Genomic DNA, 24,495 nt, shown 5'->3' with positions numbered 1-24,495 from the left:
CCGCCTGACAGGAGAGAGGTCTCAGCAGCGCAGCGGGACAAGAGATGCGATGCACGGCGCGGCGCGGTCCTCCGCACGATTACGCATGGACCAGCGCAAGCGCCTCGCCGGCTTCACCTCCGGGCCACGCGACCTTCGCCGCCAGACACGCGAACCTCGCCGGCACCGGTTTCCATTTGGCGTCGGTGAGCGCTGCCGGCGCGATGGAACCCTTGCTGGCGGTCATATCCTTTACGACAAGCCGGCATTCTGGGCAAGCGACAGCTACGCGCCGGCCATGCCCGTCAGAACGCCGCTCACGATGCCGCTCGATAGCGCAGACAGGTCGCGAATTGCCAGTCGTGTCAACGGCGGCCGGATTATCGTCGACCGCGCCTACCTTGTTTCGGCCGCAGACTATCGTTCGGCAGCTTGATGATGTTGACAACATAGCCTAGGAGCTATATATGACTTGGGAAGTCGTTTTTGGCGATGAGTTCGATGGGGAGTTCGAGGCGTTGCCCCAGACAGTCCAAGATGAGCTATTGGCCTCCGCTAAGCTGCTCGGTGTGTTTGGGCCCCAGCTGGGGCGACCGCATGCGGATACCTTGAATGACTCGTCGTTCGCGAACATGAAAGAACTTCGCTTCGATGCTGATGATGGTGTCTGGCGGGTTGCGTTCGCATTCGACCGGAAGCGGAAGGCGATCCTGCTCGTCGCCGGCGATAAGTCGGGCGTGAGTGAGAAGGGCTTCTATAAACGTCTGATCGCCAAGGCGGACAAGCGCTATCAAGGGCATCTCGACCGTTTGGCGGCGGCGAAGAAGGAGAAGAAGTGATGGGACGCAAGCTTGATGACCTAATCGCTGCGCTCCCCGAGGATCGTCGGGAGCGGGTCGACGCGCGTTTCGAAGAGTTAAGGGGAGAAGTCGAGAGTCTCGGCGATTTGCGGCGTGCCGCTGGAAAGGCCCAGGCCGAAATCGCTTCGGTCCTCAAGATCAAGCAGCCTTCGGTCTCGAAGATCGAGAAACAAGCCGACATGTACTTGTCTACTCTTAAAAGCTACGTCGAGGCGATCGGGGGGCAACTCGAACTCGTCGTTCGCCTTCCCTCGCGCGCGCCCCTCCGTATAGAGCGGCTCGGCGACGTCGTGGCTCCCAAAGCTGTCTCCGTGCGTAGCGTTAAAAGAGCGGCAGGTGGACGTAATCGCACAAAGGCCGCACGCGCCGGCTGACCTCGCTCTGTTCGGCTAAAGACTACCGATGGGGCGAGATGCTCTCGTCCATGCGAGGAGTAGGTATGAGCAACGTCCTAGTTAAGCCAGCTCGCGGCAAGGTAACGGAGGCCGACATAGGTGTGAGCTGCGGATGCCGGCGACTTTGGCTGCCTCCTGGACTGCGCGGTGCAATTGCCTCGATGAGATCGGCGCGGTGAAGCTGCGCCCCGGGGAACAGTCAGCCATGGGGGAGCATCACCCCGAGCCGGAGCAGTTCCAGAAGCTGCAGCGAGAGCATAGCGTTGCGGTCCCTGCGTCCCTTGCCCTGTTCGACGCGGATCAGCATACGTGTGCTATCGATGTCATCGACCTTGAGGTGCGCGACCTCCGATACGCGCAGACCCGCGCCATAGGCGACACCGAGCGCGGCCTTGTACTTGATGCCAGGCGCCGCTTCCAGTAGCCGCGCTGCTTCCTCAACGCCCAGCACCTCGGGCAGCTTGCGCGCATATCGCGTGACCACCAGCGCGCGCGCCAGATCGCGCCGCCTCAGCGTCACCGTGAACAGGAATCGCAACGCCGAGACCGCGCCGTTGATCGTCGCCGGGCCCAGGCCGTTCTCATGCTGGCACAGCTGGAAGCGTCGGATGTCCTCGGTCGTCGCGGTGTCGGGAGCGCTACCAAGGAACGCGGCGAAGCGCCGGACATGACGAACGTAGTCCTGCTGCGTATGGGAGCCCAGGCCACGCATGAGCATGTCGTGCTGCATGCGCTGGCGAAGCGGAGAGATTGGTGCATCGGTCGACAGGGTAGCCATGGCGAGTTCCTCTCGTTGAAGGGAACTCCATGACTTCCCGCTCAAGTCAAATGGCAGTCGCGCCATCTCAGGCCGAGGCGCAATCTGCTTACCGAGGCAGTTGCTTCCCGCTTCGGGGAATGATCTCAGCCACGTCCCGGCAGGGACAGCTCGGTGCGTCCTGGAAGAACGCTATCGGTTGAATGACGTGAGGAAATCGTCGCCGGCAAGCGTATGCAGGATCAGGCTGCGGCAGGCGTTCCTCCGTGCGGATCGAACAGCTCGCCCGTCCGGAGCATCGCATGCATGATCACCGCCAGCTTGCGCGCCAGAGCCACGGCCGCTCGCTTGAAGCCAAACCGTTCTTTCAGCTCCAAAGCCCAGGTTCGCAGTGTGCTAGTATCCGTCGACCGGTTCAGGATGACTGCGGCCGCCTCGTATAGCAGCCCGCGCAACTGATTGTCGCCACGGCGCGAGATATGTCCGTCATTATCGACCTCGCCGGACGGGTAGCGCCTCGGGGTCAGGCCCACCCACGCACCCACGGCGCGCGAGTTCCTGAAGTTCGCCGGATCCTCCACGGCTGCGGCAAAGGCGGTGGCTGTGACGGTGCCTACACCGGGCACTGACTTGAGCAGACGACAGTGCAGGTCCTCACGCGCCATCGCGGCCAGCTGCTTGCTCAGCTCTGCTGTTTGGTACCGGATATCACTCCATACCTGAAGCATTGGCGCGACGATGCGCGCCAGCTTTTCTTCGCCCTGCAGAAGGTCGCGAACGTTGCGCTCGAACACGCTGCCGGCGCCCTTGGGCACGACGAGGCAGAACGTCTTCATCAACCCACGGATCTGGTTGGATATCTGCAAACGCATCTTAAGAAGCTGGCGCCGCGCGGCGATCAGCGTGCGGATCAGCAACTGTCGAAACCTTTGACGCGAACCTCTCGGTAGAAGCCGACCTCGGCCAGATGTGCCAGGCCATCGGCATCGTTCGCATCGGTCTTGTTCGCGGCCATGTCGAGCGCGGCTTTGGCATGCCGCGCGTTGATGCAGATCACCGGCAGGCCCTCTGCCGTCAACGCATGGTAGAACCACACCGACAGCGGCCCCGTTTCGAACACGACCCGCCGGACATGCGGTGCGCGCTTGCGGATCACCGCCGCAAGCAGGTGCGGATCGGACGCGCACTTGCCCCGCCAAATCCTCTTACCGTTCTGCCGGATCGATATTGCCGTCTTTTTCATGGATACGGCGATACCGATATAGTGTCCATGGCTGTCCTCCGTTCGGTGGCTGGGCCCGGTGTCCATCGAGAGCCCGTTCTTCATCCTATCGGAGGACAGCCAGCCGGCTAGATGTTCGAACATCGCCGCCACATCTCAGGTGGCCACCCCTTTCGCGATTACGTCATGTTCGTGCATGAGGCGCATTGCAGCCCGGCGGCTGTGGGCCGATTCCGGACTGTCCGGTTCCGAGTGGCCCCCACCGGATCGTTGCCATTCATCAGTTGACTTCATCGGGCCGTTCGGACCCATCCTCCATTCGGCTGAAACATGGGCATTCTGCACCAGTCGACTAGTTCCTACATCGTTTTCAATTTCCATGATCATCACGGTTGCCCGGTTTCCACCGCCAGAGCCTCCGATTAATGAGAGGCCTGACTGGAGACACGCCAAACCTCGCAGATTCCTTGGTGATAAACCCTGAGAAACTAATATTAGCGACAGATTACAGTGAGTTCAGGGTTGCTTGGGCCCTTATTTATGCTCATGGATGAAATGTTTTTTGGGGTATCGTGCGGTGGGGGAATTAAATGGATAGCGCTCAAGCCAAAATCTTCGCTGAGAGCTTGCTGGGAAGCAATGTAGGAGGATGGACAATAGACGCCACCTTCGGCAACGGAAAATCCGCAGTTGTTTTTTCTGCAGAGAAGGATGGGGTCAAAGGGGCGATAAAGATCTTTCATCCCGAACTCATCGAGCGATACGGGCGAGATGTCCAACTCGCAAGGATTGATCGTGAAAAGAGCCTCATTGGTCAAAGCCACCCGCACCTGGTCACTATACTGGACGGTGGCGCCTGCTCAGTTACCGGGCACCTTTTTGTGGTGATGGAGCGACTCCCTTATGAAAATCTCCATGCCTCACTTTCAGCAATCGCACCGGAAAAATACGGCACCCTGATTTCACAGGTCGCCTCCGCCGCGCGGTTTCTTGAGGATCTCGGCCTGGCGCACAGAGACATCAAGCCCGAGAACATTGCCGTCACTGATGATTCAGAAAGGGCCATCCTCCTAGACCTCGGAGTGCTCCTCCCGGTGGGTCTGTCGAACTTAACCGACGCTTTCCAACGACCTTTTATTGGGACTCTTCGATACAGCTCCCCTGAATTCCTTGATCGCAAAGAGCAGGACACCACCGAGGGGTGGCGGGCTGTCACATTCTATCAGATGGGAGCAGTCCTTCACGATCTCATCATGCAGAAGCCCCTCTTCGAAGACGCCTCCGAACCGTTCTCGATCCTGGTGGATGCAGTGCACCACACAAATCCGCCTATTAGTGGCGGCGATGCAAATCTGATGCATCTGGCACGTCGGGCGCTCGTCAAGGACCCCGTCACCCGACTAGATCTCGTCAAGTGGAGCGATTTTGAGAACGCGGCCGCGCCGCCTGCGGCGTCACTGGAAGGCCGTAGGAAAAGGATACTCGAACGTCAAATGGTATCTCGAGTCACCAATGCCGCACCGGATCTCGCCCAAGTCGAAGTTCGCCGGTTGTTTGTACAACGGATGGATCAGTTCAGCAGGCGGCTGGATACAAGGCTGGCCTCCGTTTTGGCGGAGCTGAATTGCTTTCCCCTAAGGAGCTGCTCAATCGAGCCCGGCCCTGACGACACTCGCAACCTGCTCCTCCAATTCAGCAGGGACGAAAGCATGGGAATGCCATACGCCCTCACGCTTCTCCTAACCCTGAGCGAGATTGACTATAATGAGGGTTCACCCCAGTACGCTATCGCGTGCTCCGCGGCGCTCTCCGCAAAAAGCCTAGAGATCTCTGATCTCCCGCTGGCAGAACCTATCTTCAAGGGGTCGGAAGAAGATCTCTATGGTAGCTCGCTGCTCCAGACGACGCTAACGGATGTGCTGGTCGCCTATTATGACATGGTGGAAACTGGGCCGATCGATGACGGCGCCATGTGCAACCTCTCTTTTGCAGGAGTAGAACTATGAAGAGCACATGGTGGAAGGATGAAGGGGACCTTGTCGCCGAACAGGTCGCCATCTTGGATATTCCTCCTGAGAAAAGCATCTTGATCAAGGGCCCGCCGGGATCAGGAAAAACGAACCTGCTGCTCCTGCGAGCGAACTATCTGGCTTTGGGAGACCATCCAAACTTGCAGGTCGTAGTTTTTGGGTCGCTTTTAAAGAGTTTTATTCGGATAGGGGGGGTCCAGTACAAGTTCCCTGCCGACAGGGTCACCACCCATGCCCGGCTTTTCGATGGCATTCTCCGAGAAAACGGCGTTGGCATCGATACGAAAAGCATGGACTTGGATGCAGCGCGAGAGGCAAGAGCCAAAGGTGTGGAGGCGCTTGTTAAATCCGGAAAGATCGGAAAGCTTTTTGACGCCTTGCTGCTGGACGAGGCCCAGGATTACACTGTTCGGGAAATCAAGATTTTCGCACGCCTAGCGACCATTCTGGTAGCGGCCGCCGATGAATTCCAGAAGGTGTTCAACGGAGAAGATTGCTTGCCAACGCTCGAATCTGCCATAGAAATAAAGCACCCATTAGCTTATCATTTTCGAAATGGCAGGGACATTTGCCGGATTGCCGACGAAATATTGAAAGGTTACCCAGACCACGTCCCACTCTTGAAAAATTCGCAATACGATGAGAAAGCGTACCCTGTGAAAATTTCGATCAAGGATGGGCTTTCCATTGAGCAGCAGGCAGAGGCCATAGCGGCTCAGATCCAAGATCAGCTCGTCGCTTATCCCGAAGAGACTATCGGTATCATCTGCCCACGCAATGAAGACGTTGCTGCCATCGCCAAGAATCTCAGCCATCTCGGGCTCGACGACTCGATAACGATCTGCAAGGAAGCCGAGTTCAATCCCGAGGCACCGGTCTGGCTGTCGACCATGTCTGCCGCCAAAGGGCTGGAGTTTCGATGCGTCCATATCGCTGGACTCGATCACTTGAGCAAGATGGGTGCCGTTCAAAAGCGCTTGGCGTATACCGCTGTGACACGAGCGAAAACAGCACTAAGTTTTTACTACGAGAATAACGTCCCGGCATATCTTGCGGGTGCGCTGAATGTGGTTTCGCCATCCACAAAGGCGATTACGCGAAGCCGAATTTTCGGTAAGGAGTGAAGACATGTGGATGGCGTCACTCGGGAAACGTGAATTTCTAGAGACAATTGCGGGGGGCCCATCCGTAGAGACGATAACCGCGGCGAGCGAGTTCTCAAGCAAACGTACCCTGCATGCGTCGCAGGGGAGGATCGCGATCCTTTGGCGAGATAAGCCGGAAGACCATCACTCATTTCCCATCCTCACTGTGGTTGAAAAATCGCAAATTCGGGATTTGTTGGCCGCGCTCAATGCTAGTCCCAAGGCACTTTGGCCCTTCACGGCGTTCTGTCGCATCATGGACTATGGCCAGGCAGAAGCTTACCTCAACCGCGTGGCCTCTTCTCGGTCTGAGGCTTTGGTCGATGCGGTCGGACTGTTGTCATTGGTGGAAGTCCAACTGCTTTCGGAAGGACAAATCAAGGCGCGCCAGGTTAGCCCGGCCGCTGCGAAACGAACTTTGAGTTTCGTATGGGGGCGAGGAGTTGCGTCCGGTCTATCGCTGATGGAGCTGGAAGAACTCACTAGCCGGTGGCTCGAAGCGTATAGCCTTTGCAACTCGCTGAAAGCCAGCGAAAGCAATACGCCATCCGTTCAGTACGTTTTGCCGGTGCTGACGACTGTCTGCGGGCTCATTGAGAACGAACTGCCATTTAGCCCCATCGAGCGATTGATAGCTGCCATCATTAATTCCGACCGGCAGGCCAAGGACTCTGCGTGGCGCGAAGCTTCCGACGACTTCGCAATGGACATTTCCCTGCAGAGCATCGAGAGCGCCTCGCGTGAGGAGCGAGGTGCCTACCTGCAGCGAATGTTTAGAGGGGAGCACCGCCTGGGGATTTCGCAACAAGGAGCAGCTCAGGGGTTCCTGGCAACGCAGGTTGCCCCTGGTTCACTGGAGCATCTGGACATTGTTCTAAGCCAGGGCGGTCCAGAGGCGGCCTTCTGGTACGTGTTGTTCGCCGCGTTACAAAAGCCGCACGCTATACTGAACGCTTTCGGAGGGCTGGGTCGGCGCATTGCGCGCGACCTGCGCGATTACGAGACACTGGATCAGTCGCCACGAGCTGACATAGGTCTCGACGAGCTTCGCCTGCTAGTACGGGCGAACGCAGACGGCCTGGTGTCCAAGGTTGGGCACTCCAACGAGATCGAGATCGAGCTTCTCCCTGGGATTAGCGCGACGTTTCGGTTTGGCCGATCCGCAGCAGTTAAGGCCGGCTCAAGCGAACAGGGTGCGTTTCGGCTGTGGAATGATCGACTCGCATCTGACTTACGTCAAATTTATTCTTTGATCGGAAAGACGTTGGCCGAAGTCGAAGATGCAGCGGAGCCTGACAACAACTCCAAGGCGAAAAGGACCCGAAGGGCTCGATACTAAGGTCGGTGATACTTCGAACTGTGGCAACGCGAGGGAAGGACGGGCCTTAGGAGACGCATAGCTGCCAATACGACACGTAGAGTCTAAACGCCTTCGTGCTGACGTGAACGACCGGCGAGGGCGCGAGCGTTAAAAATTCGATGCCTCCTGAATGTATCCTAACCCGGATATCTCACACAGTTGAAGTGCATCGGGGCTCCGAATCAAGGAAAATGCTTCTGCGACAAAGACTTACCTTGAGCAGAGGTATTCCCCGATGCAAGCAGAGTGTATACCGGAACGGTTTGATTTTGCACCTGTTGAAAGGCGCACCGTCGTGGCCGGTTTTGACAGTGGAACGATCACCTCCGACGCCGGCGCGCTTCTGCTGGGGCTGACGGACCGGGCGATCGGGCTGGTCGGCCGCTTTGCCCGCTGCTTCGTGGATGCCCGCCGTCCGGCACTGATCGAGCATGAGGTGAAGACGCTGGTCGGTCAGCGCATCTTCGCGCTCGCGCTTGGCTACGAGGACCTGAACGACCATGACGAGTTGCGCCATGATCCGGTGCTGGCGGTGCTGGCCGGCAAGCTCAAGGGATGACCAGCGGCGCAGCATGTAGTTGAAGGCCTTGGTCAGATCATGTCCGCGCGAGAGCTTGTCGCGCGTCTCGATCATCCAGGTCTCGAGCTCGGTGACCAGCGGCACGCTCCGCTCCTGGCGCACGGCGTGGCGTTGGGCCGGCGACAGGCCGTTGATCGCGCGCTCGATCGAACAGGGCATCGATGCGCTTCACGGCTTCGACCGCCAGCGGATAGACCAGGTTGGGCTTCTCGCCGTGCGCCTTCTTGCGCGCCGCCGCTTCGACATCGGCCAGCTCGAACACTTTGCGCCGGCTGTGGGCCCAGCAGCTGGCTTCCGCGGCGGCCCGTCAGCCGGCGCCTATTCTGGTTAATCGCCATAGGCATCGGCCTGCAGAATGCCGCTCCAGCCGGCGAGATGCGCCGCGGGATGTTCGCCTCGGCGATCGCGGGAATAATAGAACACCGCCGCCGGCGGATCGACACCGCCGAATGGTCGGTCATCACGCACATAGGTCCATAATCGGCCGGTATCGGTCTTGCCCTTGGCCAGGACCGGCACCGTCGTATCGTCGCCGTGCAGACGTGACGCGGCCAGCACATGGGCTTCGAGTCGCTTGAACAGCGGCATCAGCGCCGCAGCGCCGGCGCCGACCTGATCGGCGAGCGTCGACAGGCTGAACGGCACGCCTTCGCGGACATAGCGTTCAGCCTGGCGGTTGAGCGGCTGATGCTGGCCGAACTTCTCGAACAGGATCATCGCCAGCAGGCCGGGACCGGCCCAGCCGCGTGGGGTGGCGTGGAACGGCGCCGGAGCCTGGCTGATCGCTTCGCAGTCGCGGCAGGTGAACTTCTCCCGCACGTGCTGTATCACTTTCCATTGCCGCGGCACCACCTCCAGGGTCTCGGTGATATCCTCACCCAGCCTGCGCAGCCGATGGCCGCCGCAGCAATGGCAAGCGGTCGGCGCCGGCTCGACCACGAGTTCGCGCGGCAGATGCTCGGGAAATGCGCGCAGGTCGCTTGCGCATGTAAGGCGCCACCTCGGTGGTCCGGGCAGCGGCCTGTTCGGCGGCGATCTCGTCTTCCGTCGCGGTGCTCTCGAGTTCCTCGAAGGTGAGTTCCATCTGGTCGTGCAGGCGGGCTGAGCGTTCAGAACTCTGATCATGCAGCGCCCGCTGCAGCTTCCGGATCGTCAGATGCTGATGCGCGATCAGCGCCGCATCATCCGATGCCTTGGCCCTGGCGACCGCCAGTTCGGCCTCGACCAGCGCAGCGCGCGCGGCCTCGTCTTCGGCTCTGGCCAGCGCTGCGGTCAGCGCTGCTCTCAGCGCGCCAATATCGTCCGGAACAGCATCCTGGGCGGTGGCAACCATGCCCTGGAGTGAATCATAAAACGCGTCCGCTGACTCGCGGAAAATGGCGCAAACTCAAAGAAAAACTCAGCCCGCGCGCTGCGGGCGGAACGTGTGAAGCGGGTTGCGCCAATCGATCCCGTCGAGCATGTAAGCGAGCTGCGCCGGTGATATGGAAACCGTGCCGTCCGCCGGCGACGGCCATAGGAACCGGCCCTTCTCGAGCCGTTTTGCATATAGCGACATGCCGAGCCCATCATGCCAGATAATCTTGATCAGATTGCCGCTGCGGCCGCGGAAGACATAAAGATCGCCGGCATGCGGATCCCGGCCCAACGTCTCCTGAACCTGCAGAGCGAGGCCCTGCATCCCGCGACGCATATCGGTCCGGCCGACCGCCAACCAGATCCGCACCTGGCTCGGGACCGGATCATGAAACGCCCAGCGCCTTCACCATCGCCGCCGCCAGTGTCGGCGGCGTGGTCAACGGAATCCGCAGCCGCACCTTGCCGGCGATCTCCAGCTCGATCACCGCTGGTGGCGCCGCCGGCACCGAAGCGGCGACAGGCTCATCGGGAACCACGTCAACTTCGGCAAAGCCCGTCTCGCGGGCTCTCATCGTGCGGCGCCACTTGTAGATCAGGCTGGTCGCGACATCGTACTGGCGTGCTACCGCCGCCACTGTGGCCCCGGGCGCGAATGCCGCAGCCAGTATCCGGCACTGATCTTCTTCACTCCAACGACGACGACGCTCCGGCCCGGTCAATAATGTCACATGGCTCATGCTGTGCTGCTAACTTCGCTCGTAAGGGCGACCTTAAGAGCGCAGCCTCGCTACCGTGCCATGTTCGCGCAAGGCGGCCCTCGCCGGAGGCGTACGGAGCTGCTGCGTCAGGCTGAAGACTTCGCGCGCTTGTTGAGCGCGTGCGGCGGGCGATCGACGATGGTTCCGTCGCTATCGATGCGACGACATTGGAAGCATGGCACGAATGGGCACTCGCAGAGGCTGACCGCCTTGATCCGGTACGGTCTGGTCAAGTTATGACCCATCTGCACGGTCCCAGGAATCGATAGGTTGTCTTACTTGGCCGCAGCCGGAAAGGTGTCGACAGTATCCGATGATACCGAAGGGTCGTTTCCCGATGTCAACACCATTTGCCGGAGCCCCATCGCCGAAAGATCGAGCACGAGTGGTCGCAGCAATCTGCGGGCCGCCTCGCCACCCCGCGCCAGCACGTCAATGAAGTCTTCCTGATTGGGCTGTCCTAGCGCCAAGCGGTAGATCATACGTTGCTCGCGAAGTTGATGAAAACGCGCGACATCGCGGCCGAACGGGCGCTCAAAAATGTGACGACTGATTTCGGCGCCGTCGAGCACCCACCAAGGGCGAAGCCCGCTTGCATCGACGGTGCGCTCTGCCTGTCTTTGCAAACTCTGCCAAGGTGAACCGCCGGTCAGCGCGAGATCTTTCAACGCCTTGTCGCGCAAGACGGTCGCGAGCTGGCGCCTGATCGCCAGGCCGGCATAGCGTTGAATGCGGCCTTCGCGCTGCTCAAGATCAAGTGGGTTGGACGAGAGGTCCCAATGGACCACGCGCGAACACCAAGGGTGGAAATCTAGGCCCTCCTGACCCACGGATGTTGTCGCCAGCACGTGCGGCCAGAAGGGCGTGTTGAAGCTGCGGCGAACCTCGTCGGGACGAACCGGCGCGGCCTGAGCAACCCCGTCTCTGACTTTGACGAGAGGCTCGGCCTCGGCATCGCCGAAAGGCACGGCAACGTGGCAGCGCACCGGAATCTTGTGTGGCTGCCCGCCGATGCCGTGACAGGCGCGCTCTTCCTTTCGACCACCGGTTAGCCGTGCACGGGCACCGGGAAACGATGTCGCCGGCGTCAGCGCATAAATCAATACAGGGTTCCCTCGGTCGCGGGGAAACGGCGATCAGGGACAGTCGATCCGGCGTCTTGACGGCGGCCTCGCGGTCGTACTTCTCGAGAAAATCGACCACTCTTCCCTTGTTTTGGTGAGATACGGCGTGACCGTTGGCGATATAGTAGATGACGAGCGGCTGCCTGCCACCATCCGACATCGAACGTGCGATCTCCTTGGCGACAACGGTCTTGCCTAGGCCAACCTCATCCGCGACCAGATAGCGCCGCAGTCCGCCAAGGTCGGCGAAATTCGATAGCGCCGCCATGACGGCAGCCTGCTGAAACGGTTTGGGCGACGCGCTCATCGGCCTTTGCCCTTGTCGCCAAGGCCCTCTTTGAGCTTCCTCCAGAGATTTTCGAAACGCCTAAGCAGTTCGCCGGCTTGCGCGTCCTCGTGTTTAGCCTGCTCCCGCACAGCCGGCAGATACTCAGAGACCCTTCGCTCGATCTCGCGAAACTTTTGCCGGTCGCGCGACCATGCCGCCAGTATCTCTTCCATCGTGGGCAATCCAGGATCTAGTCCGATTTTCTGGCTCGGAAGTGGAGGCTCTTTTCGCTTTTCGGTCGTCCAGTCTCCCTCGTCGCGGCCGTCATCGGCCAGCAGCCCGGCCAGCCAAAGCAGGAACCCCCTCGCCCCCAGCAAACGGACGAAAGCGGCGCGGTCGCGCTCCTCACCAAAAGGTGGATCGACCGGCGCACGCTGCAGCCAGGAGAGGCCTTTTTCGCCGCGGCTGACGCGCAAGCGAACAAACTCGCTCCGTTCAGACAGCGGCATGGCACCAAGTTGCAACGTTGTTGAATGCCGCGGCCACACCGTTAGTTGCCCCTGCAGAGAGCCAGCCTCGAGCACGAAGTCGACTTCCTCCGGATGAGGACCGTCGGGATGGATATCAGAGATGTGCTGCAGGCGGGCCTCGTCGCCATCGAAACTGAGCGTGGCGGCCCATCGCGCAGCCACCTGCGCACGGGCGCGTTCGAGGGCCTCCTCCTCCAGCACGGCGGCATGCGGCTCATATTCTTTTTCAAGCGCGCTAACGAGCCTTGCTGAGTTGGTGAGCGCCTTGAGCCCTTTTTCTACTGCCTCGGTGATCCGCAGTTCAACCATCACCTCCACATTGCGGCCCGACCAAGCGCGATCGGTGGCGTTGGCGCTCCCAACCCACAAGGTCCGGTGACGCCCCACACGCACGAACAAGAGCTTTGCATGGAGGCCCAGACCGATCTCTTCCTCTTCGTCGTCTGCCGCCGTGGGTTCGGCTGTGCCGTGAGACTGCGGCGCCTCCGGTTCGGGATCGCCGACCGGATAGTCCGGGGCGTCGAGGGCCAGAAGTTCGTCAAATGCGCTGAGCGAGGGGCCTAGGCGCTCGATCTCGCGCAGGGTCGTCAGGAGCACACGCCGCGGCGGTTTCTTCTCCTTCGGCGTCTGGCTGGTCAGGAAACGCTTGTCGATGAACGGGCTGACAACCACGACCTCATCGGCATTGGCCGGCGGAACCGGTATTGGCAGAGCGCCGGACCCGGTCGACCAGCGGATCCGCTCAACGGTCACGCCCGGTGGTGCGCGCCAAGCGATCTTGGAGACTGCAGACGCCAAGGACGCCGGGCGAATACCATTGAGCGCTGCGCGCTCTGCCAGAGCACGTGCGAGATCGCCAGACCCACTTATCGGCTTTGCGCCGTCTCGGCCCGAGACCAGCAGCAGACCCATATCGCGGTTGACGCATTCGGTAAGATTACGGCTTCCGATCCACAGCCGCCAGCCGACCTCATGATTGTTGTTTCGTGTGCGCACCAGGGCGGCTTTGGGATGCCAGCTATGCATCGCCTCGTCGAAATCGACCTCACGCACGAATTGGTCAAGCACGGCCGCGATGCGCGGCGTTCGGCGCATCTTTGCCAAGCGGCCCCGCTGGATAATGATGCGCATCTTGCCTCGGAGCCGTTCGACCGCGTCGACAAGATCGCTCGGACTGCCACGACCCGCATCGCTGTCCTTACCTGCTAGGGCAAGCAAAGTGGCGCCAATGGAGGCCAGATCAGCCGAATAGGAGGCCAAAAGCGCCAGCTCGATGTGTTCATCAGGACCGGGGCGAAGAGCCTCGAGGAACGATAGCGCCGGCCAGTTGTCGACGGGAGCGCTCATTCTGCATCCACCAGGTCGTTGAGAAGCGTGCTGACCTGGGACCACCTGTAGTGAAGTGGCGTTGCAAGACCATGTTCGTCGCTGGACCACTCCAGCCGTCTGGCACGGCCATTGGGCGTCGGAGCCAGGCGTGCTCGCGGCCCTTTGCGAGCCTCCGCCGCCGTGTAGATGTCAAGGAGCGGAACGGGATCTTTTGTCTTTGACGCTATCCAGTCCTTCGTGGCTATGACGACAGCCCGCAGTTTGACCGGTAACGCCCCGATATCGCCCTCGAGCCCGTTGACATCGAGATTTGCCGCAACAGGACCGAGTTCCGTGACGATCGCTGTGAGATGGTTGCGGTGGCGCGTCAGCGTTTCGCGTTTGTCGACCGCCTCAAGTGTATGTTCCAGCAGTGCGTCATAGATCGCCCGGCCTATACCGGCGAGGTTGGCGACCTGCTCGGCCCGTCCAAGCGCGAACTGGTCCGGGCCAGCCAGCGCCCGCGTCTCGGCGGCCCACATTCCCGAGGGCGCGCCTATCCCTGCCCGCACCAGCCTGGCGAGCAAGGAAAGGTCTTTCCCACCAATGGGACGCAACTGGCCGAGGTGTTCGCGCAGAAACGATGCCTCTTTAGATGTCAACTGTAGCGTGATGGGGCCGCTTCGCCAGCTACCCGGCCGTTCGGGAAGCGGAAGGAATGGCGGCTCGGGACTCAGCAGCGGCTGGCCATCGTCATCAATCGCTGCGCCGGTACCTTTCAGCTGCCGATGAGCTTGTGACCGGGAGATGGTTCGCCCGTCGGCACGCGACCGTAGAATCCCCCAAACCGCCAGCGCGTTCCAATAAACGGTAGACGGCGGCTGACTTGAAGCTTTGGGAAAAACACGCCCTCCGATCACTTGGGATTCGCCCGCGTTCTTTAGCCGGCCAGCCAGCTCCCTTTCACGCTCGCGCAATGCCCGCGCGGCGGCCGGTCCTATCAGGCCGGCTAAATCCTCGAACAGCCAGGGAACGAAGATTGCATAACGGGCTCGGGTGTGCAGCACCGAGGTGCCCGGGAAGAAGCGGTCTGCATAACGCTGATGGACCGTCAGGAAACCGATCTCGTCGCGCACGCCTGTCGATTCTTCATCCATCTGCGCCTTGGCGCGCGCCAGCGCCGCGCGCGACAAATAGGTCCATCCCAAGGACGGCTCGATCGGCGCGTTGCCTCTCATGCGTTGTCGACCCGTTCCGGCGTGCCCTCTTCCGGACAAGGGAACCTTGCCGGCCCGGCATGATCGCACGATCTGATCTACCGGCTTGTGAGTCGGCCCCGCTGACGCATGATTCAATTTTGCGGCGGCACCGGGATGTTCACTGTAAACGAACTATCCACCGCCACTATTGAAAGTCAACAGTACAGTCAATGAACCCGGATATTGTGCCGAAAGGGCTTTGGGATTGAGCTTTGTCAACAAATGCTCGCAGTGCATATATTCTCGGCTTTTCTCCGGTTTTTGCGCCACAACAAACTCTAAAGATCAAGATAGCAGTCTCGCGGCGATTTTCGCTCGCCATGCTTGATGCCGAATGTCACGCCAAGCGTAGGCATGCAACTGGAGCGCAATGGTCCCTTTGCCGAGATTGCGGTTCAGGTACGGTAGCACCCACACATCCTGCGTTCACCGCAAAACCTCATACGGCTAAATCGCGTGAGGCTTCTCTAACGTAATGAAACGTACCTGCGACTTGAACCCACGAAGCTCCACATCCCGCGCCTTATTCTCGAATGAGAGCTTGCCTAAGAACGGAATGGTGTGATGCCCTTGCGCATTCTCATGATCGGCAATTGCAAATTCTATGATCAATGCGCCAGGTTCAAGGGCCACTGCAGCCAGCTTGTCGGCGGCCGCATCGCCTGCTTCGGCTCTGACGCGGGCGATAAACTGAGCTCTCACATCATCTCTCTGCCACAAATCGGCAGCCCGCTGTCCTTGCTCAAATAGGTAAGATAGCATGCTCGGCTGACGGGATGTGCGCTTCACATGGATCATCCGCAGGCTCTCAGGATCGTATAAATCACAGACTTCCAGCTTTTGAAAAGTGCCATCGTCTGCCACGTGCCATATCTGATCGAACAGCACATATCCCGCATCATTGGCTACTCGCTCGTTATAAGTCTCCTCGCGTTCGTAGACGGGCACGGCTTTGGTCTTACCCTTCTTGCCTACCTCTTTTTCCCATTCGGTCACCTCAAACGTCGCGAGCTTCGGATCTGAGGGTGCCTTACGATCATCAAAATATTTCTCCACCAACTGAACAATAGCTTCCGACGGAATGTACCAGTGCGCATCGTTGAGTACGTAGCGGGTCCCGTCAGCATCATCGAGGCCACCTATCAGGCACTTATAGACCGACCAGTTCCCCACGTTGACGTGTTCGTCGTTGTAGAGACAGACGCTATCGTCCTTCAGGTCAGCAAGAGTTATGTCGCCCAGATTATCGAACGATGTCTTGTAAAGATCGAGACTAACGTCCGGGAAATCGCCCTTCAAACCCGAGCCATATATTTTTACGTATCCGCTATCCTCAACATTCAATTGGGGGAGGCATATTTCAAAGGTACTTTGCTGACTCTGAACGCTCTGCAATAGCAGAGCATCGAGCCGCTCTACCTCCGCCAGAGCCAACACCGGCTTAAATTCGTCAACCACGGAAAAGGCAGTCTTCTTGTAAGCGTCTGATGCATAGAAAGTAAGGGCTTTGCTTGCGATCTGCTTGATATCAGCGAAATTCAGTTTCGTTGTAAGAGAAAGGCCCGCAGCGCCCACCACAGAATTCAGGTCGTCGTCCGCAGCCACCGCGCCGGATACGCGTTTCAGAATCTCAAACTTGTTCTGCCCGCCAAATGAACCGAAGCGGGCTTTGAAGGCAGACTGCGCGAATTGCTGAATAGCGCTAGCGACATTTGATTTCTGGACGGCTTTCAATGCCGTATCGGCAACAGCGTTGATAGCTACCTTAATACCAAAGTCGCCTTCGACTTGATACTCGTTCAATAGCTTTGACCCGTATCCAAAGGTCACCGCGAATATACGTCCTGCCTCCTCAAAAATTACCACTGAGGCCGGACTACCCCTCTTGAATTGCGGCATGCTAAACACACCAGATAAAATCTGCATCCAGCGTGGCGTCTTAGCCTTAGACACCATGAAGTAAGCATCGTAGTCGGCGTCACCGGCGTTGTGCGGCACTAGCTTCTCTGCCTCGCCTTCTTCAATCTTGGTAAGGAATGAAGCAGAAAGAATCGTCTGTCGCGTCGCCGTTGCGGCGCCCAAATAAAGAGCGAATTTCCGTTTTTCTTCCAACACAGTCCCCTCCCAGCTAAATTCCGAATACACTAGTCGGCTGTGTACCGGATAGCAGCAAAATATCACTGCATACGTTCAGAGGTCAGAAACTCTGCGCCAGCCTAGCTTGGCGTCATTTGCATGGCACTCCGTCCGCCACCCATCGCCCCCGGGATTTGCGTCCTACGAAAACTGCTGTGGTAAGAGTTGCGATAACGCCCAATCTGACGCGCCTGGCGAGGCGGGACCGCGTCGGCCGCCTGGACGCGAAAATGATTCCGATGTCCCGTCCGATTCTCTCGCTGCTCACTCCTTGTTCCGAGTGGCAAGCGCGCCATGCGCGCGGGCCGAACCCACCATGGCGCGTTCGGTGGCGAGAAACTGGAGCCATAGAACCTGGCGCGGGCCTAAGAACTGGGCAGCCAACCTTAGCGAACTTCCCCAAAGTGGGCCCTAATCTGACAAAGCAATATCCAATTAAATCTAATATTTAGATGGTTAATTGTTCCGAAAGCTCTCCGGCGTAACCAATGTGCATTTACGGAGATATTAAGCGTGAATGAATGGGGTTTTGCGGCTGAGGTCAGCAAGTGGTGGGAGCAGACCGCCGCTGCCAATCCGGCGTGGCGATTTCACAAAGTGAAAGTCGAGGAACATGTCCCGGGCAGCCGGCAGCGGAGCGACCTGATCATACAAGGGGATCAAGCGGCGCTATGTGGAGAAATTCGGCTTCCTGATCACGCCAATCCGTCGCCGCTCGATTTTGAAAATCTCAGAGATGCCGTGTCGAAAGCTTTGGCGCACGGATGCCGATGGGCATTCACGTCCGATGCAAAATCACTCTACCTGATCGACACCCTGCAAACCGGTTCGCTCATTACAAAGATCGTTCATAAGGAGGTCCTGGGGGAGGCTTTTCTCCGCGAAGAGCTTGATGATCCTATCGTTCTCACCCGCATGTCCAAGGCCTGGGTAAGTGCCCTTCACGATCTTGCTCCGATCATTACGGGCCTCTCAAAACCTGCCGGAATGGCTCCTGATGAACTGTTTGTCGAGGCCTTGCGCGAATTGATGACTGCGCCCGTCGCGGCGATCCGAGATGCGATGCATGCACAGCGCGCATCCAATCCTGCATTCCAAGGTGCATTGATTCAATGGATGGTAGACGAGCAAGGATGGACGCACGATCCTGCAAAATGGGAAGCCGAAGTCAATCGCGCGGCGAAACTTACAGCCTACGTCTTTGTCACCCGCTTGTTGTTCTATGAAGCATTGAGGCGATCAAAATCTGGATTAGAGGCGCTATCCTTACCTGCACCTCCTTCCACTAATTCAAAGCTGGCAGCTCAGATGCTAAGCTTTCAATTCGAGGAAGCTCGACGAATTTCCGGAGACTACGAGACGCTGTTCTCGTGGGATCGTGTTTCACAGTATGCCTTTATAGCTGATAATTGTGTGCCGTTCTGGAGGAGAATGGTAGAGCATATCGAGCATTTTGATTTAAGTACTATCGATCACGACATACTCGGAAGGCTCTTTGAGCGCTTGATTGAACCGAACGAACGATACGAATGGGGTCAACACTATACGTCCTCGGACGTCGTCGACCTGATGCTCTCTTTTGCCCTGCCGAATGGCGGAGGAAATGTACTTGATCCCGCCGCCGGTGGAGGGACATTTCTCGTTCGCGCCTATACGAGAAAGAAAGCATTATGCCCGACGCAATCGCATCAAGATCGTCTAACCGAATTATTTGGTGTGGACGTGTCTCATTTCGCGGCCACAATCGCTACGGTTAATCTTGCGGCGAAGCAGCTGGAATTTGAAAACAACTATCCGCGCGTCGCGACGAAGAGCTTCTTTAGTATTGAGCCCGGCGACAAGTTCATGCAACTGCCGCTGGATGCCTCCGCAGAGCCGCGGGAGATAGTTACCATCGCCCTGCCTGCGATGCGAGCAGTTGTAGGAAACCCGCCCTATATCCGTATACACAAGCTGGGAAAGGAGCGTCAGGCGGAAGTTGCCGGCGTGCTCGGTAAAGGTAGTCGCGTGCGGTCCCCTCAAAAATTGCCAAAATCCGCGAACTACCATGTCTATTTCTGGTTTCATGGTGCCCAGTTTCTCGAGCCGGGAGGCTACCTGGCACTTCTAACATCTGGCGAGTGGCTCGACAGCGACTATGGTGCGCCGTTGCAGGAATGGCTTCTCAACAATTTTGCGATTGAAGCTTTTATTGAAAGCGGCGCAGAGGCTTGGTTTTCCGAAGCGCGCGTTGGAACTGTGGTAACAATCGCTCGGCAATGCTCCGACAAGGCAACGCGGGATGAAAACACGGTGCGGTTTGTCACACTGCGTAAGACCGTGCGCAACCTGATTGGACTGCACGATTCTGCGATTGAACACATGGGAGCGGTGGATAGGCTCCGCGATCGAATTCTAGCCCTAAGTGGAGATGGCGAGGGAGCGGATATGGACTGGAGTGCGGTCTCGCAAAGGCAGTTGCGCGTATTGGGCGCAAAATAGGTCCGCGATGGTGAATTCGTCCGACATCACAGACTCTTTGGCATTGGATGATCACAGCCCTGCCGTCGGCTACGCAGGATCGGCTTGGCGAGCTCGGTTCTTACGCGCCCCAAAGATGGCTTTGCAACTCGCCGTGCGGGAGGACTTTGTCCCTCTGCATACATTTGCCACCGTGAAGCTCGGCTTGAAGACGGGGGCGGATGGGTTTTTCTTCGTCGAACGCTTGCCGAATCCAAGTTCTGGCGGGGAGCTTTTGTCCCGCCGCGGAATTATTCTAGTGGAAGGCCAAGATGGCTGGCGTGGGGAAATCGCGTCTGCAGACTTGCGTCCCGCTATTCTCAATCCCCATCAGCTATTCGTCGGCGACACGCGGCTCTTCGCTGTTTCGAAGGACACGAAGCATCTATACCTGTGCCCGCAGTCAGGCAGGCTACGTCACGGATTGGCCGAGTATGTGCGTCTTGGTGAGCTAATCGGGATCCACCAGGGCGAGCTTGTGCAAAGTAACGGCAGTGACGCTGGCTGGTATGTGCAGGTTCGCTCCTTGGTCACAAGCGAATGGGTACTCCCCTACAATTCTGCCTATGACTATGGGGCCTGGCACAATCCGCATGCGGCGGTTCTGAACGGCCGCTTTGTGGGGGCAGAGCCGATCGACAAAAACAATTCAGAGCTTATTGGCGCCGTGCTCAACAGCACGTTTGCGGCGATGGGCCGCCTTATTGAAGGTGTCGCAACTGGCGTGGAAGGGGCTTTTGATGTTGGCCCGCCCGCCGCTCGCAAAATCAAGGTGCCTGATATTCGTCTGTTCGACGAGCAAGGACGAAAATTGGTGCTGGCTGCCTTCGAAGCGATCCGAGAGAATGGTGAGATGCTGCCATGTCCGTCGCGAACGGGGAACGTATTGCAGCTCAGGCGCGACCTCGATAGCTCGCTACTCGTCGCGCTGGGAATGTCTCGCGGCCTCGCCGCCGCCTTTCTCGATCCGCTATATGCCAGCTATGGCAGATGGCGCGGCAACATCGAAGATGTTGAGGCCCAGATGCGGGTTAACCGCCGCCAAATGAATGTCACGGGGCTAAATCGAAACCAGCGCCCAGCGGAAACAGCCGGCAAGCGCGTGTGGGAAGAATTGGAACATCTAGTTTCTCTTTTCCCGCGCGCTTTTTTGCCAAACGAAGAGATTTTGGAGTTGGTAAACATCCCGGCAGGCGCCTCGATCCAAGTGTCGCGCCCGCTTTTTGAAGAGGGAACGATACGAACGAAAACCAAAGCCGTAGACCTGAAGTCGTATGAGCGGGTGCGCTATGTGTCGATGTTGCGCCAACTCGGCTTGGTCGGAAACATTGAGGTGCCAACCTCCGCAACCAAAGCGGCGGCGATCGTCGAACTCTTTGAGAAGGACCAGCGACGCTTCCATGAACTGGCGTCTGAAAACGCGGCAAAATACGTTTCCGGCAAGGAGGCCATTTCAGAGGTTGTAGAAATTGCTAGAAGACACTGGTTCCAGGCTTGCCGAAAGAACGCCCTTGCTGGGCAAAAAACCGTAAAATCGTCTCGCAAATTGAATTAAAGTGCGTCGCGTCAAAACGGATTCATGCGACGCGCTCTATGGCATCGGTCAAGCGGAATCGTCTAGTCAGGCGAGAACGGATAATCTAACCGACGGTGAACTCTTGCCCGGCGTTGACGACGTAAAGAAGTTGGAGGAGCGTGCTAACGCGCGTTATCAGCAAGGCACCCGTGCCAGAGGTCGACACCGTCGCAATTATCCAAGAACCGAATCTAGTGCCCTACGTTGTCCATGAGCACCCGCAATTCGGGCTGAGGCGCGACCCAGAAAGTTCGAAAAGCTTCCAGGAACCCCAGCGCGCGCGCCGCCGGAACCTGGCCGAGAATGATGGCGGAACCGGCAGCAACGAAATTGATGGCGACGCCGGAGACAATCTGGCCGCCCCAATGGGTGATCGAGGCGAAACTGTGCACCAGCGCGAACAATGACGGCGGTGAACCGCGGCCGCCCAGGCGCCGCAACCGCCAGGCAGGCGAGCAGCAACGGCCCGGAGAACACCAGTTGGTCGGCGGCGATAGTGCGGGTCGCATCCCGCACCGCCATCATGACGGCGCCCGCCGAAGTGAGCATGGCGACTAATCGGACAGCAGGCACAGCATTCAATCCCCGAAGGCGTCAGTCGACGTTCGTAAGAGACATATGGCGCGGCGCGAGCGCTGCGGCTGTACGACAGACGAAAGCGGTTCTCAATCCGAGGCGATGCCGTTCTTGATCCGTGTGAGCCGGCTTTCGCCTTCCTCCGGGCCGAAGCAGCTTTCGAAATCATTGCATTCCCGGCAACTGGGCGCGCTGCACAGCGAAAAACCTTCGGCCTCGCAGAGCTTGCGGTAGAAGTATTTCTTCCATTTCATGTTTTGGGTGTTGCCGGCTGCCAGCGTCGGAAAATGCGAGGCGAGCAGGCGGCCGAGCTCGGTCCGATTAAAAAGGCCAAGCTCCTGCCAGAGGTGGTCATTGCGCATGGCACGCCGGGCGATGATCCTGGCGAAGCGGGCGCTCGTCGGGTCGCCAGGACGGGCATGCGCCAACAGCAGTCCATGCAGCAGTTCTTCCTCCAGATCCGGCTCGGGCTCGCTCACCTCTTTCAAGGCAAACGCGTTGATAGGAATAGCAGGAAAACAGCGGGACAGGACATCGCGCAGCTCGGCGCGCGAAAGTCCGGTTGCCTCCGTCACAGTCGCCTCGCCGGCCTCGATCTCCTCGAGCGCACGTGAAAGCACACAGGCAAGCACATGCTGGTCCAGCTCGATCTGCGGCGATTGGCCGGTGCTGAGCCGGGCATAATGTTGAGCAAATATGGTGCGTTCTCCTGGTTTGTCCCTATCAATTCATGCAGAGACCCGGCCTGCCGCAACATGGGTCGGGCAGTTCTTCGGATACGCAGTCGCGGATCGCCTCGCGGTCGAGTAGTTCGGCAATTTTCGTCTGTTCCATCGGCTCTGTCGCAAATTCTGTGATTGGCAGAGGCGTTTCGCGAGCCCCCGCCCTGCCGTCTGCGCCTCATGGGGAGCACCTCGGCGCCGGAAATGCCCCCGCGGAGTTGGACGTGGACTGTGCTGGGACAGAGGTCGCGTGCTGTTCTTTCCAGTGCGGCCAAATGGTCGACCCCATTCAGGCCCGCCAGACTCTCGGTTAAATGAGGTCCGGTTCAAAGCGTCAGCGGGTGAGTTCCAGCGCACGTTCAGGACAGGATCGCGCGCCTCGCGATGCAGGCAGCTCCTCCCCTTCCGCAACTTCAATGTCACCAGGCAGGATGTAACCCTCGTCATCAAGCTTGAAGATGTCCGGCGCTTGCGCCGCGCATCGCGCGTGACCCTGGCATTTGGCATTTTGGACGATGATGCGCATGGCGCTGCCTCCATTGTCTGTGGCTCGGGGCGTGCCTAGGACCAGTCCAGGATCAAATTTTCGATCCCGAACACATGGCCGCCAGAGGTTATGGGTGCCGTACCCTGCTTGATCCTGAAAGCCGGGATGCGCGCCAACCACTCCTCCAGGCCAATGACAATCTCCCGCCGCGCAAGGTGTGAGCCAAGGCAACGGTGGGGACCATAGCCAAACGCTGCGTGACGGTTGTCCTCCCGCTCCAAATCGATTGTGTTGGGGCATTCGAATTCCGCCGGGTCACGATTGGCAATCATCGTGGCGCAGGAAACATAGTCCCCCTTCCGGATCGGCGCGCCTTCGAAGTCGATATCTTTCGTAGCCACGCGGATCAACTGAATGGGCGGATAGGCCCGCAGCAATTCTTCGGTTGCGAGCGGGATGCGGTCCGGTTCGCTCCGCAGCAATTGCTGATCTTTGAGGTTGCGCGCGAGGTACGCCAAGTCAAAGCCTATAGCTGCTGCGACCGTGTCGAGCCCAGCGACGAAGACAAGCACGCCGATGCCGCGGACTTGGGTGTCCGTCAGCCGGCGGCCCTCGACCTGTGCCTGCACGATAAAGGTCATGAAATCGTCAACCGCCTCCTGGCGGCGCATGGCTGCAAGTTCGTCGATGAATGCCACGATCGTCCGGGCAGCCACAGGTCGTTCCTTATCGTCGCCGTGGAGCAGATCTTTCCCCCAGCGGACGAATGTATCGAGTCGGTCATCGGGCAACCCCAGAAAGCGAAGAAAGGTGCTCACCGCGAAAGGAAAGGCAAAATCCTTCATCACGTCGCAGCTTGTGCCCGACGCGGCGATCCTTTCGATCAGCTCGACCGCCCGTTCGCGGACAGCCGGTTCCAAAGCCAACACCCGCTTTGGCGAAAGCAGCGGATTGAGCAGTGAGCGAAAGACGCCATGGGCCGGTGGATCGAGCTCAAGCGGGATCGTCGGCCAGTTTTCACCCAGTATGGAGGAGAAGATGCTGCGATGGCTGGAAAAAGTCTCTGCGTCCTGCAGCACCTTCCGCTGGTCCACGGCACGGGTGATGACCCAGGTACCCCGGCCATCTTGCGTGTTGTAGCGGGAGTAAAAGATCGGAGGCCCGTCATGAACGCGAGCGACAGCTGCGTGTGGATCCCCGTTGAGTGTTGGTGGCATCCCTGGCGATGTAAACAGGCTGAAATCCCTCACCATTTCGGGCGGGACATGATCTGGAACGGGGTTGGTCGCCATTTTGTTTTCTCTACATTGGCGTTCATGGCTCGATCGAGATTGCACCGCTGTTCATAAAGTCGATTTCCAGCATGGGCACGTCTCTTGTCGGGCGCCTTCTAGATTCTGTCGCCTGATACAGCCCACCTGCACCAGCGCGGATGAGATGGGTTGCGAAGTCGATCAGAAGGGGCATCTCCGCCGCGCTCCGGTCATGAAGCAAAGCCGCCGCTTATCCCCGTTAGGGTTGAGAGACTGGTCAATCACCTCTGCCCGCTGATCAAATTGTCGAAG

General features: G+C 58.8%; 18 protein-coding genes and 4 pseudogenes. 9 read left to right on the top strand and 13 right to left on the bottom strand.

Annotated features, from left to right (window positions below):
- Positions 1 to 49 precede the first annotated feature (49 nt).
- The 3 genes from NKH03_RS35040 to NKH03_RS19300 are packed head-to-tail and all read left to right on the top strand — an operon-like array spanning position 50 to position 1,213.
- Positions 50 to 415, top strand: a complete 366-nt coding sequence (locus NKH03_RS35040; protein WP_502913530.1) for a hypothetical protein — start codon at positions 50 to 52, stop codon at positions 413 to 415.
- 31 nt (positions 416 to 446) lie between these two features.
- Positions 447 to 818: a type II toxin-antitoxin system RelE/ParE family toxin gene (locus tag NKH03_RS19305; RefSeq protein WP_352969823.1), complete on the top strand. Its 372-nt coding sequence runs from the start codon at positions 447 to 449 to the stop codon at positions 816 to 818.
- Entirely contained in the window at positions 818 to 1,213 is a 396-nt protein-coding gene (locus tag NKH03_RS19300; RefSeq protein ID WP_023801991.1) for an XRE family transcriptional regulator, read from the top strand. Before NKH03_RS19305 ends, NKH03_RS19300 begins: the two co-directional genes overlap by 1 nt.
- Positions 1,214 to 1,433: 220 nt before the next feature.
- On the opposite strand, the gene NKH03_RS19295 is transcribed toward NKH03_RS19300, so the two are convergent.
- Both NKH03_RS19295 and NKH03_RS19290 read right to left on the bottom strand, forming a co-directional pair.
- Entirely contained in the window at positions 1,434 to 2,012 is a 579-nt protein-coding gene (locus NKH03_RS19295) for a tyrosine-type recombinase/integrase (protein ID WP_352969821.1), read from the bottom strand.
- A 221-nt stretch (positions 2,013 to 2,233) separates the two neighbouring features.
- Positions 2,234 to 3,300, bottom strand: a pseudogene (locus NKH03_RS19290) (IS110 family RNA-guided transposase).
- A 503-nt stretch (positions 3,301 to 3,803) separates the two neighbouring features.
- On the opposite strand from NKH03_RS19290, the gene NKH03_RS19285 reads away from it, so the two are divergent.
- From NKH03_RS19285 to NKH03_RS19270, 4 genes and pseudogenes are all read left to right on the top strand, one after another.
- Positions 3,804 to 5,219, top strand: a complete 1,416-nt coding sequence (locus NKH03_RS19285; protein WP_352969819.1) for a protein kinase domain-containing protein — start codon at positions 3,804 to 3,806, stop codon at positions 5,217 to 5,219.
- The gene (locus tag NKH03_RS19280; protein WP_352969818.1) at positions 5,216 to 6,367 is read left to right on the top strand and encodes an ATP-binding domain-containing protein; all 1,152 of its coding nucleotides are present in this window, start codon (positions 5,216 to 5,218) and stop codon (positions 6,365 to 6,367) included. Before NKH03_RS19285 ends, NKH03_RS19280 begins: the two co-directional genes overlap by 4 nt.
- Positions 6,368 to 6,371: 4 nt before the next feature.
- Entirely contained in the window at positions 6,372 to 7,727 is a 1,356-nt protein-coding gene (locus tag NKH03_RS19275; RefSeq protein WP_352969817.1) for a hypothetical protein, read from the top strand.
- Positions 7,728 to 7,983: 256 nt separating this feature from the next.
- A pseudogene (locus NKH03_RS19270) lies at positions 7,984 to 8,298 on the top strand (transposase); the annotation flags it as partial.
- 9 nt (positions 8,299 to 8,307) lie between these two features.
- Here NKH03_RS19270 and tnpC read toward each other — a convergent pair.
- From tnpC to NKH03_RS19235, 7 genes and pseudogenes are all read right to left on the bottom strand, one after another.
- Positions 8,308 to 9,661, bottom strand: a pseudogene (gene tnpC, locus NKH03_RS19265) (IS66 family transposase); the annotation flags it as partial.
- A 66-nt stretch (positions 9,662 to 9,727) separates the two neighbouring features.
- The gene (tnpB, locus tag NKH03_RS19260; protein ID WP_352930165.1) at positions 9,728 to 10,054 is read right to left on the bottom strand and encodes an IS66 family insertion sequence element accessory protein TnpB; all 327 of its coding nucleotides are present in this window, start codon (positions 10,052 to 10,054) and stop codon (positions 9,728 to 9,730) included.
- A 16-nt stretch (positions 10,055 to 10,070) separates the two neighbouring features.
- Positions 10,071 to 10,424, bottom strand: coding sequence for an IS66-like element accessory protein TnpA (tnpA, locus tag NKH03_RS19255; protein WP_352969816.1), 354 nt, complete (start codon positions 10,422 to 10,424; stop codon positions 10,071 to 10,073).
- Between the two features lie 296 nt (positions 10,425 to 10,720).
- Positions 10,721 to 11,548 carry a helicase-related protein gene (locus tag NKH03_RS19250; RefSeq protein ID WP_352969815.1) on the bottom strand — a complete coding sequence of 276 codons (828 nt, stop codon included), beginning with the start codon at positions 11,546 to 11,548 and terminating at the stop codon, positions 10,721 to 10,723.
- 324 nt (positions 11,549 to 11,872) lie between these two features.
- Complete coding sequence (locus tag NKH03_RS19245) at positions 11,873 to 13,714, bottom strand: phospholipase D family protein (RefSeq protein ID WP_352969814.1); 1,842 nt, start codon at positions 13,712 to 13,714, stop codon at positions 11,873 to 11,875.
- On the bottom strand, positions 13,711 to 14,913 hold the full coding sequence (locus NKH03_RS19240; RefSeq protein WP_352969813.1) for a DUF6361 family protein: 1,203 nt from the start codon (positions 14,911 to 14,913) through the stop codon (positions 13,711 to 13,713). The genes NKH03_RS19245 and NKH03_RS19240 overlap by 4 nt, the downstream gene beginning before the upstream one ends.
- A 468-nt stretch (positions 14,914 to 15,381) precedes the next feature.
- A complete protein-coding gene (locus NKH03_RS19235) occupies positions 15,382 to 17,049 on the bottom strand; it encodes a TIGR04141 family sporadically distributed protein (RefSeq protein ID WP_352969812.1) in 1,668 nt (555 codons plus the stop codon).
- Between the two features lie 534 nt (positions 17,050 to 17,583).
- On the opposite strand from NKH03_RS19235, the gene NKH03_RS19230 reads away from it, so the two are divergent.
- Both NKH03_RS19230 and NKH03_RS19225 read left to right on the top strand, forming a co-directional pair.
- Positions 17,584 to 19,551 (top strand): HsdM family class I SAM-dependent methyltransferase, encoded by a 1,968-nt coding sequence (locus NKH03_RS19230; protein ID WP_352969811.1) that lies wholly within the window; start codon positions 17,584 to 17,586, stop codon positions 19,549 to 19,551.
- A 115-nt stretch (positions 19,552 to 19,666) separates the two neighbouring features.
- Complete coding sequence (locus NKH03_RS19225; protein ID WP_352969810.1) at positions 19,667 to 21,124, top strand: hypothetical protein; 1,458 nt, start codon at positions 19,667 to 19,669, stop codon at positions 21,122 to 21,124.
- A 314-nt stretch (positions 21,125 to 21,438) separates the two neighbouring features.
- Here the strand turns inward: NKH03_RS19225 and NKH03_RS19220 are convergent.
- The 4 genes and pseudogenes from NKH03_RS19220 to NKH03_RS19205 all read right to left on the bottom strand — a co-directional run.
- Positions 21,439 to 21,546 (bottom strand): annotated as a pseudogene (locus NKH03_RS19220) (ABC transporter permease); the annotation flags it as partial.
- Positions 21,547 to 21,810: 264 nt separating this feature from the next.
- Positions 21,811 to 22,419 (bottom strand): nitrogen fixation protein NifQ, encoded by a 609-nt coding sequence (locus tag NKH03_RS19215; RefSeq protein WP_352612198.1) that lies wholly within the window; start codon positions 22,417 to 22,419, stop codon positions 21,811 to 21,813.
- Positions 22,420 to 22,777: 358 nt separating this feature from the next.
- The gene (locus NKH03_RS19210) at positions 22,778 to 22,969 is read right to left on the bottom strand and encodes a ferredoxin (RefSeq protein WP_023802013.1); all 192 of its coding nucleotides are present in this window, start codon (positions 22,967 to 22,969) and stop codon (positions 22,778 to 22,780) included.
- Positions 22,970 to 23,004: 35 nt separating this feature from the next.
- Entirely contained in the window at positions 23,005 to 24,222 is a 1,218-nt protein-coding gene (locus NKH03_RS19205; RefSeq protein WP_352969808.1) for a cytochrome P450, read from the bottom strand.
- Positions 24,223 to 24,495 lie beyond the last annotated feature (273 nt).

It is taken from the genome of Mesorhizobium sp. M1406, assembly GCF_040317555.1.
Lineage (GTDB): Bacteria > Pseudomonadota > Alphaproteobacteria > Rhizobiales > Rhizobiaceae > Mesorhizobium.
The sequence above is the reverse complement of the archived record's forward strand: the minus strand, read 5'-3'. Positions and strand labels throughout refer to the sequence as shown.

Coding starts and splice junctions, on each gene's coding strand:
- NKH03_RS35040 (WP_502913530.1), top strand. CDS start 50: ATGCACGGCGCGGCGCGGTCCTCCGCACGATTACGCATGGACCAGCGC.
- NKH03_RS19305 (WP_352969823.1), top strand. CDS start 447: ATGACTTGGGAAGTCGTTTTTGGCGATGAGTTCGATGGGGAGTTCGAG.
- NKH03_RS19300 (WP_023801991.1), top strand. CDS start 818: ATGGGACGCAAGCTTGATGACCTAATCGCTGCGCTCCCCGAGGATCGT.
- NKH03_RS19295 (WP_352969821.1), bottom strand. CDS start 2,012: ATGGCTACCCTGTCGACCGATGCACCAATCTCTCCGCTTCGCCAGCGC.
- NKH03_RS19285 (WP_352969819.1), top strand. CDS start 3,804: ATGGATAGCGCTCAAGCCAAAATCTTCGCTGAGAGCTTGCTGGGAAGC.
- NKH03_RS19280 (WP_352969818.1), top strand. CDS start 5,216: ATGAAGAGCACATGGTGGAAGGATGAAGGGGACCTTGTCGCCGAACAG.
- NKH03_RS19275 (WP_352969817.1), top strand. CDS start 6,372: ATGTGGATGGCGTCACTCGGGAAACGTGAATTTCTAGAGACAATTGCG.
- tnpA (WP_352969816.1), bottom strand. CDS start 10,424: ATGAGCCATGTGACATTATTGACCGGGCCGGAGCGTCGTCGTCGTTGG.
- NKH03_RS19245 (WP_352969814.1), bottom strand. CDS start 13,714: ATGAGCGCTCCCGTCGACAACTGGCCGGCGCTATCGTTCCTCGAGGCT.
- NKH03_RS19240 (WP_352969813.1), bottom strand. CDS start 14,913: ATGAGAGGCAACGCGCCGATCGAGCCGTCCTTGGGATGGACCTATTTG.
- NKH03_RS19225 (WP_352969810.1), top strand. CDS start 19,667: ATGGCTTTGCAACTCGCCGTGCGGGAGGACTTTGTCCCTCTGCATACA.
- NKH03_RS19210 (WP_023802013.1), bottom strand. CDS start 22,969: ATGCGCATCATCGTCCAAAATGCCAAATGCCAGGGTCACGCGCGATGC.
- NKH03_RS19205 (WP_352969808.1), bottom strand. CDS start 24,222: ATGGCGACCAACCCCGTTCCAGATCATGTCCCGCCCGAAATGGTGAGG.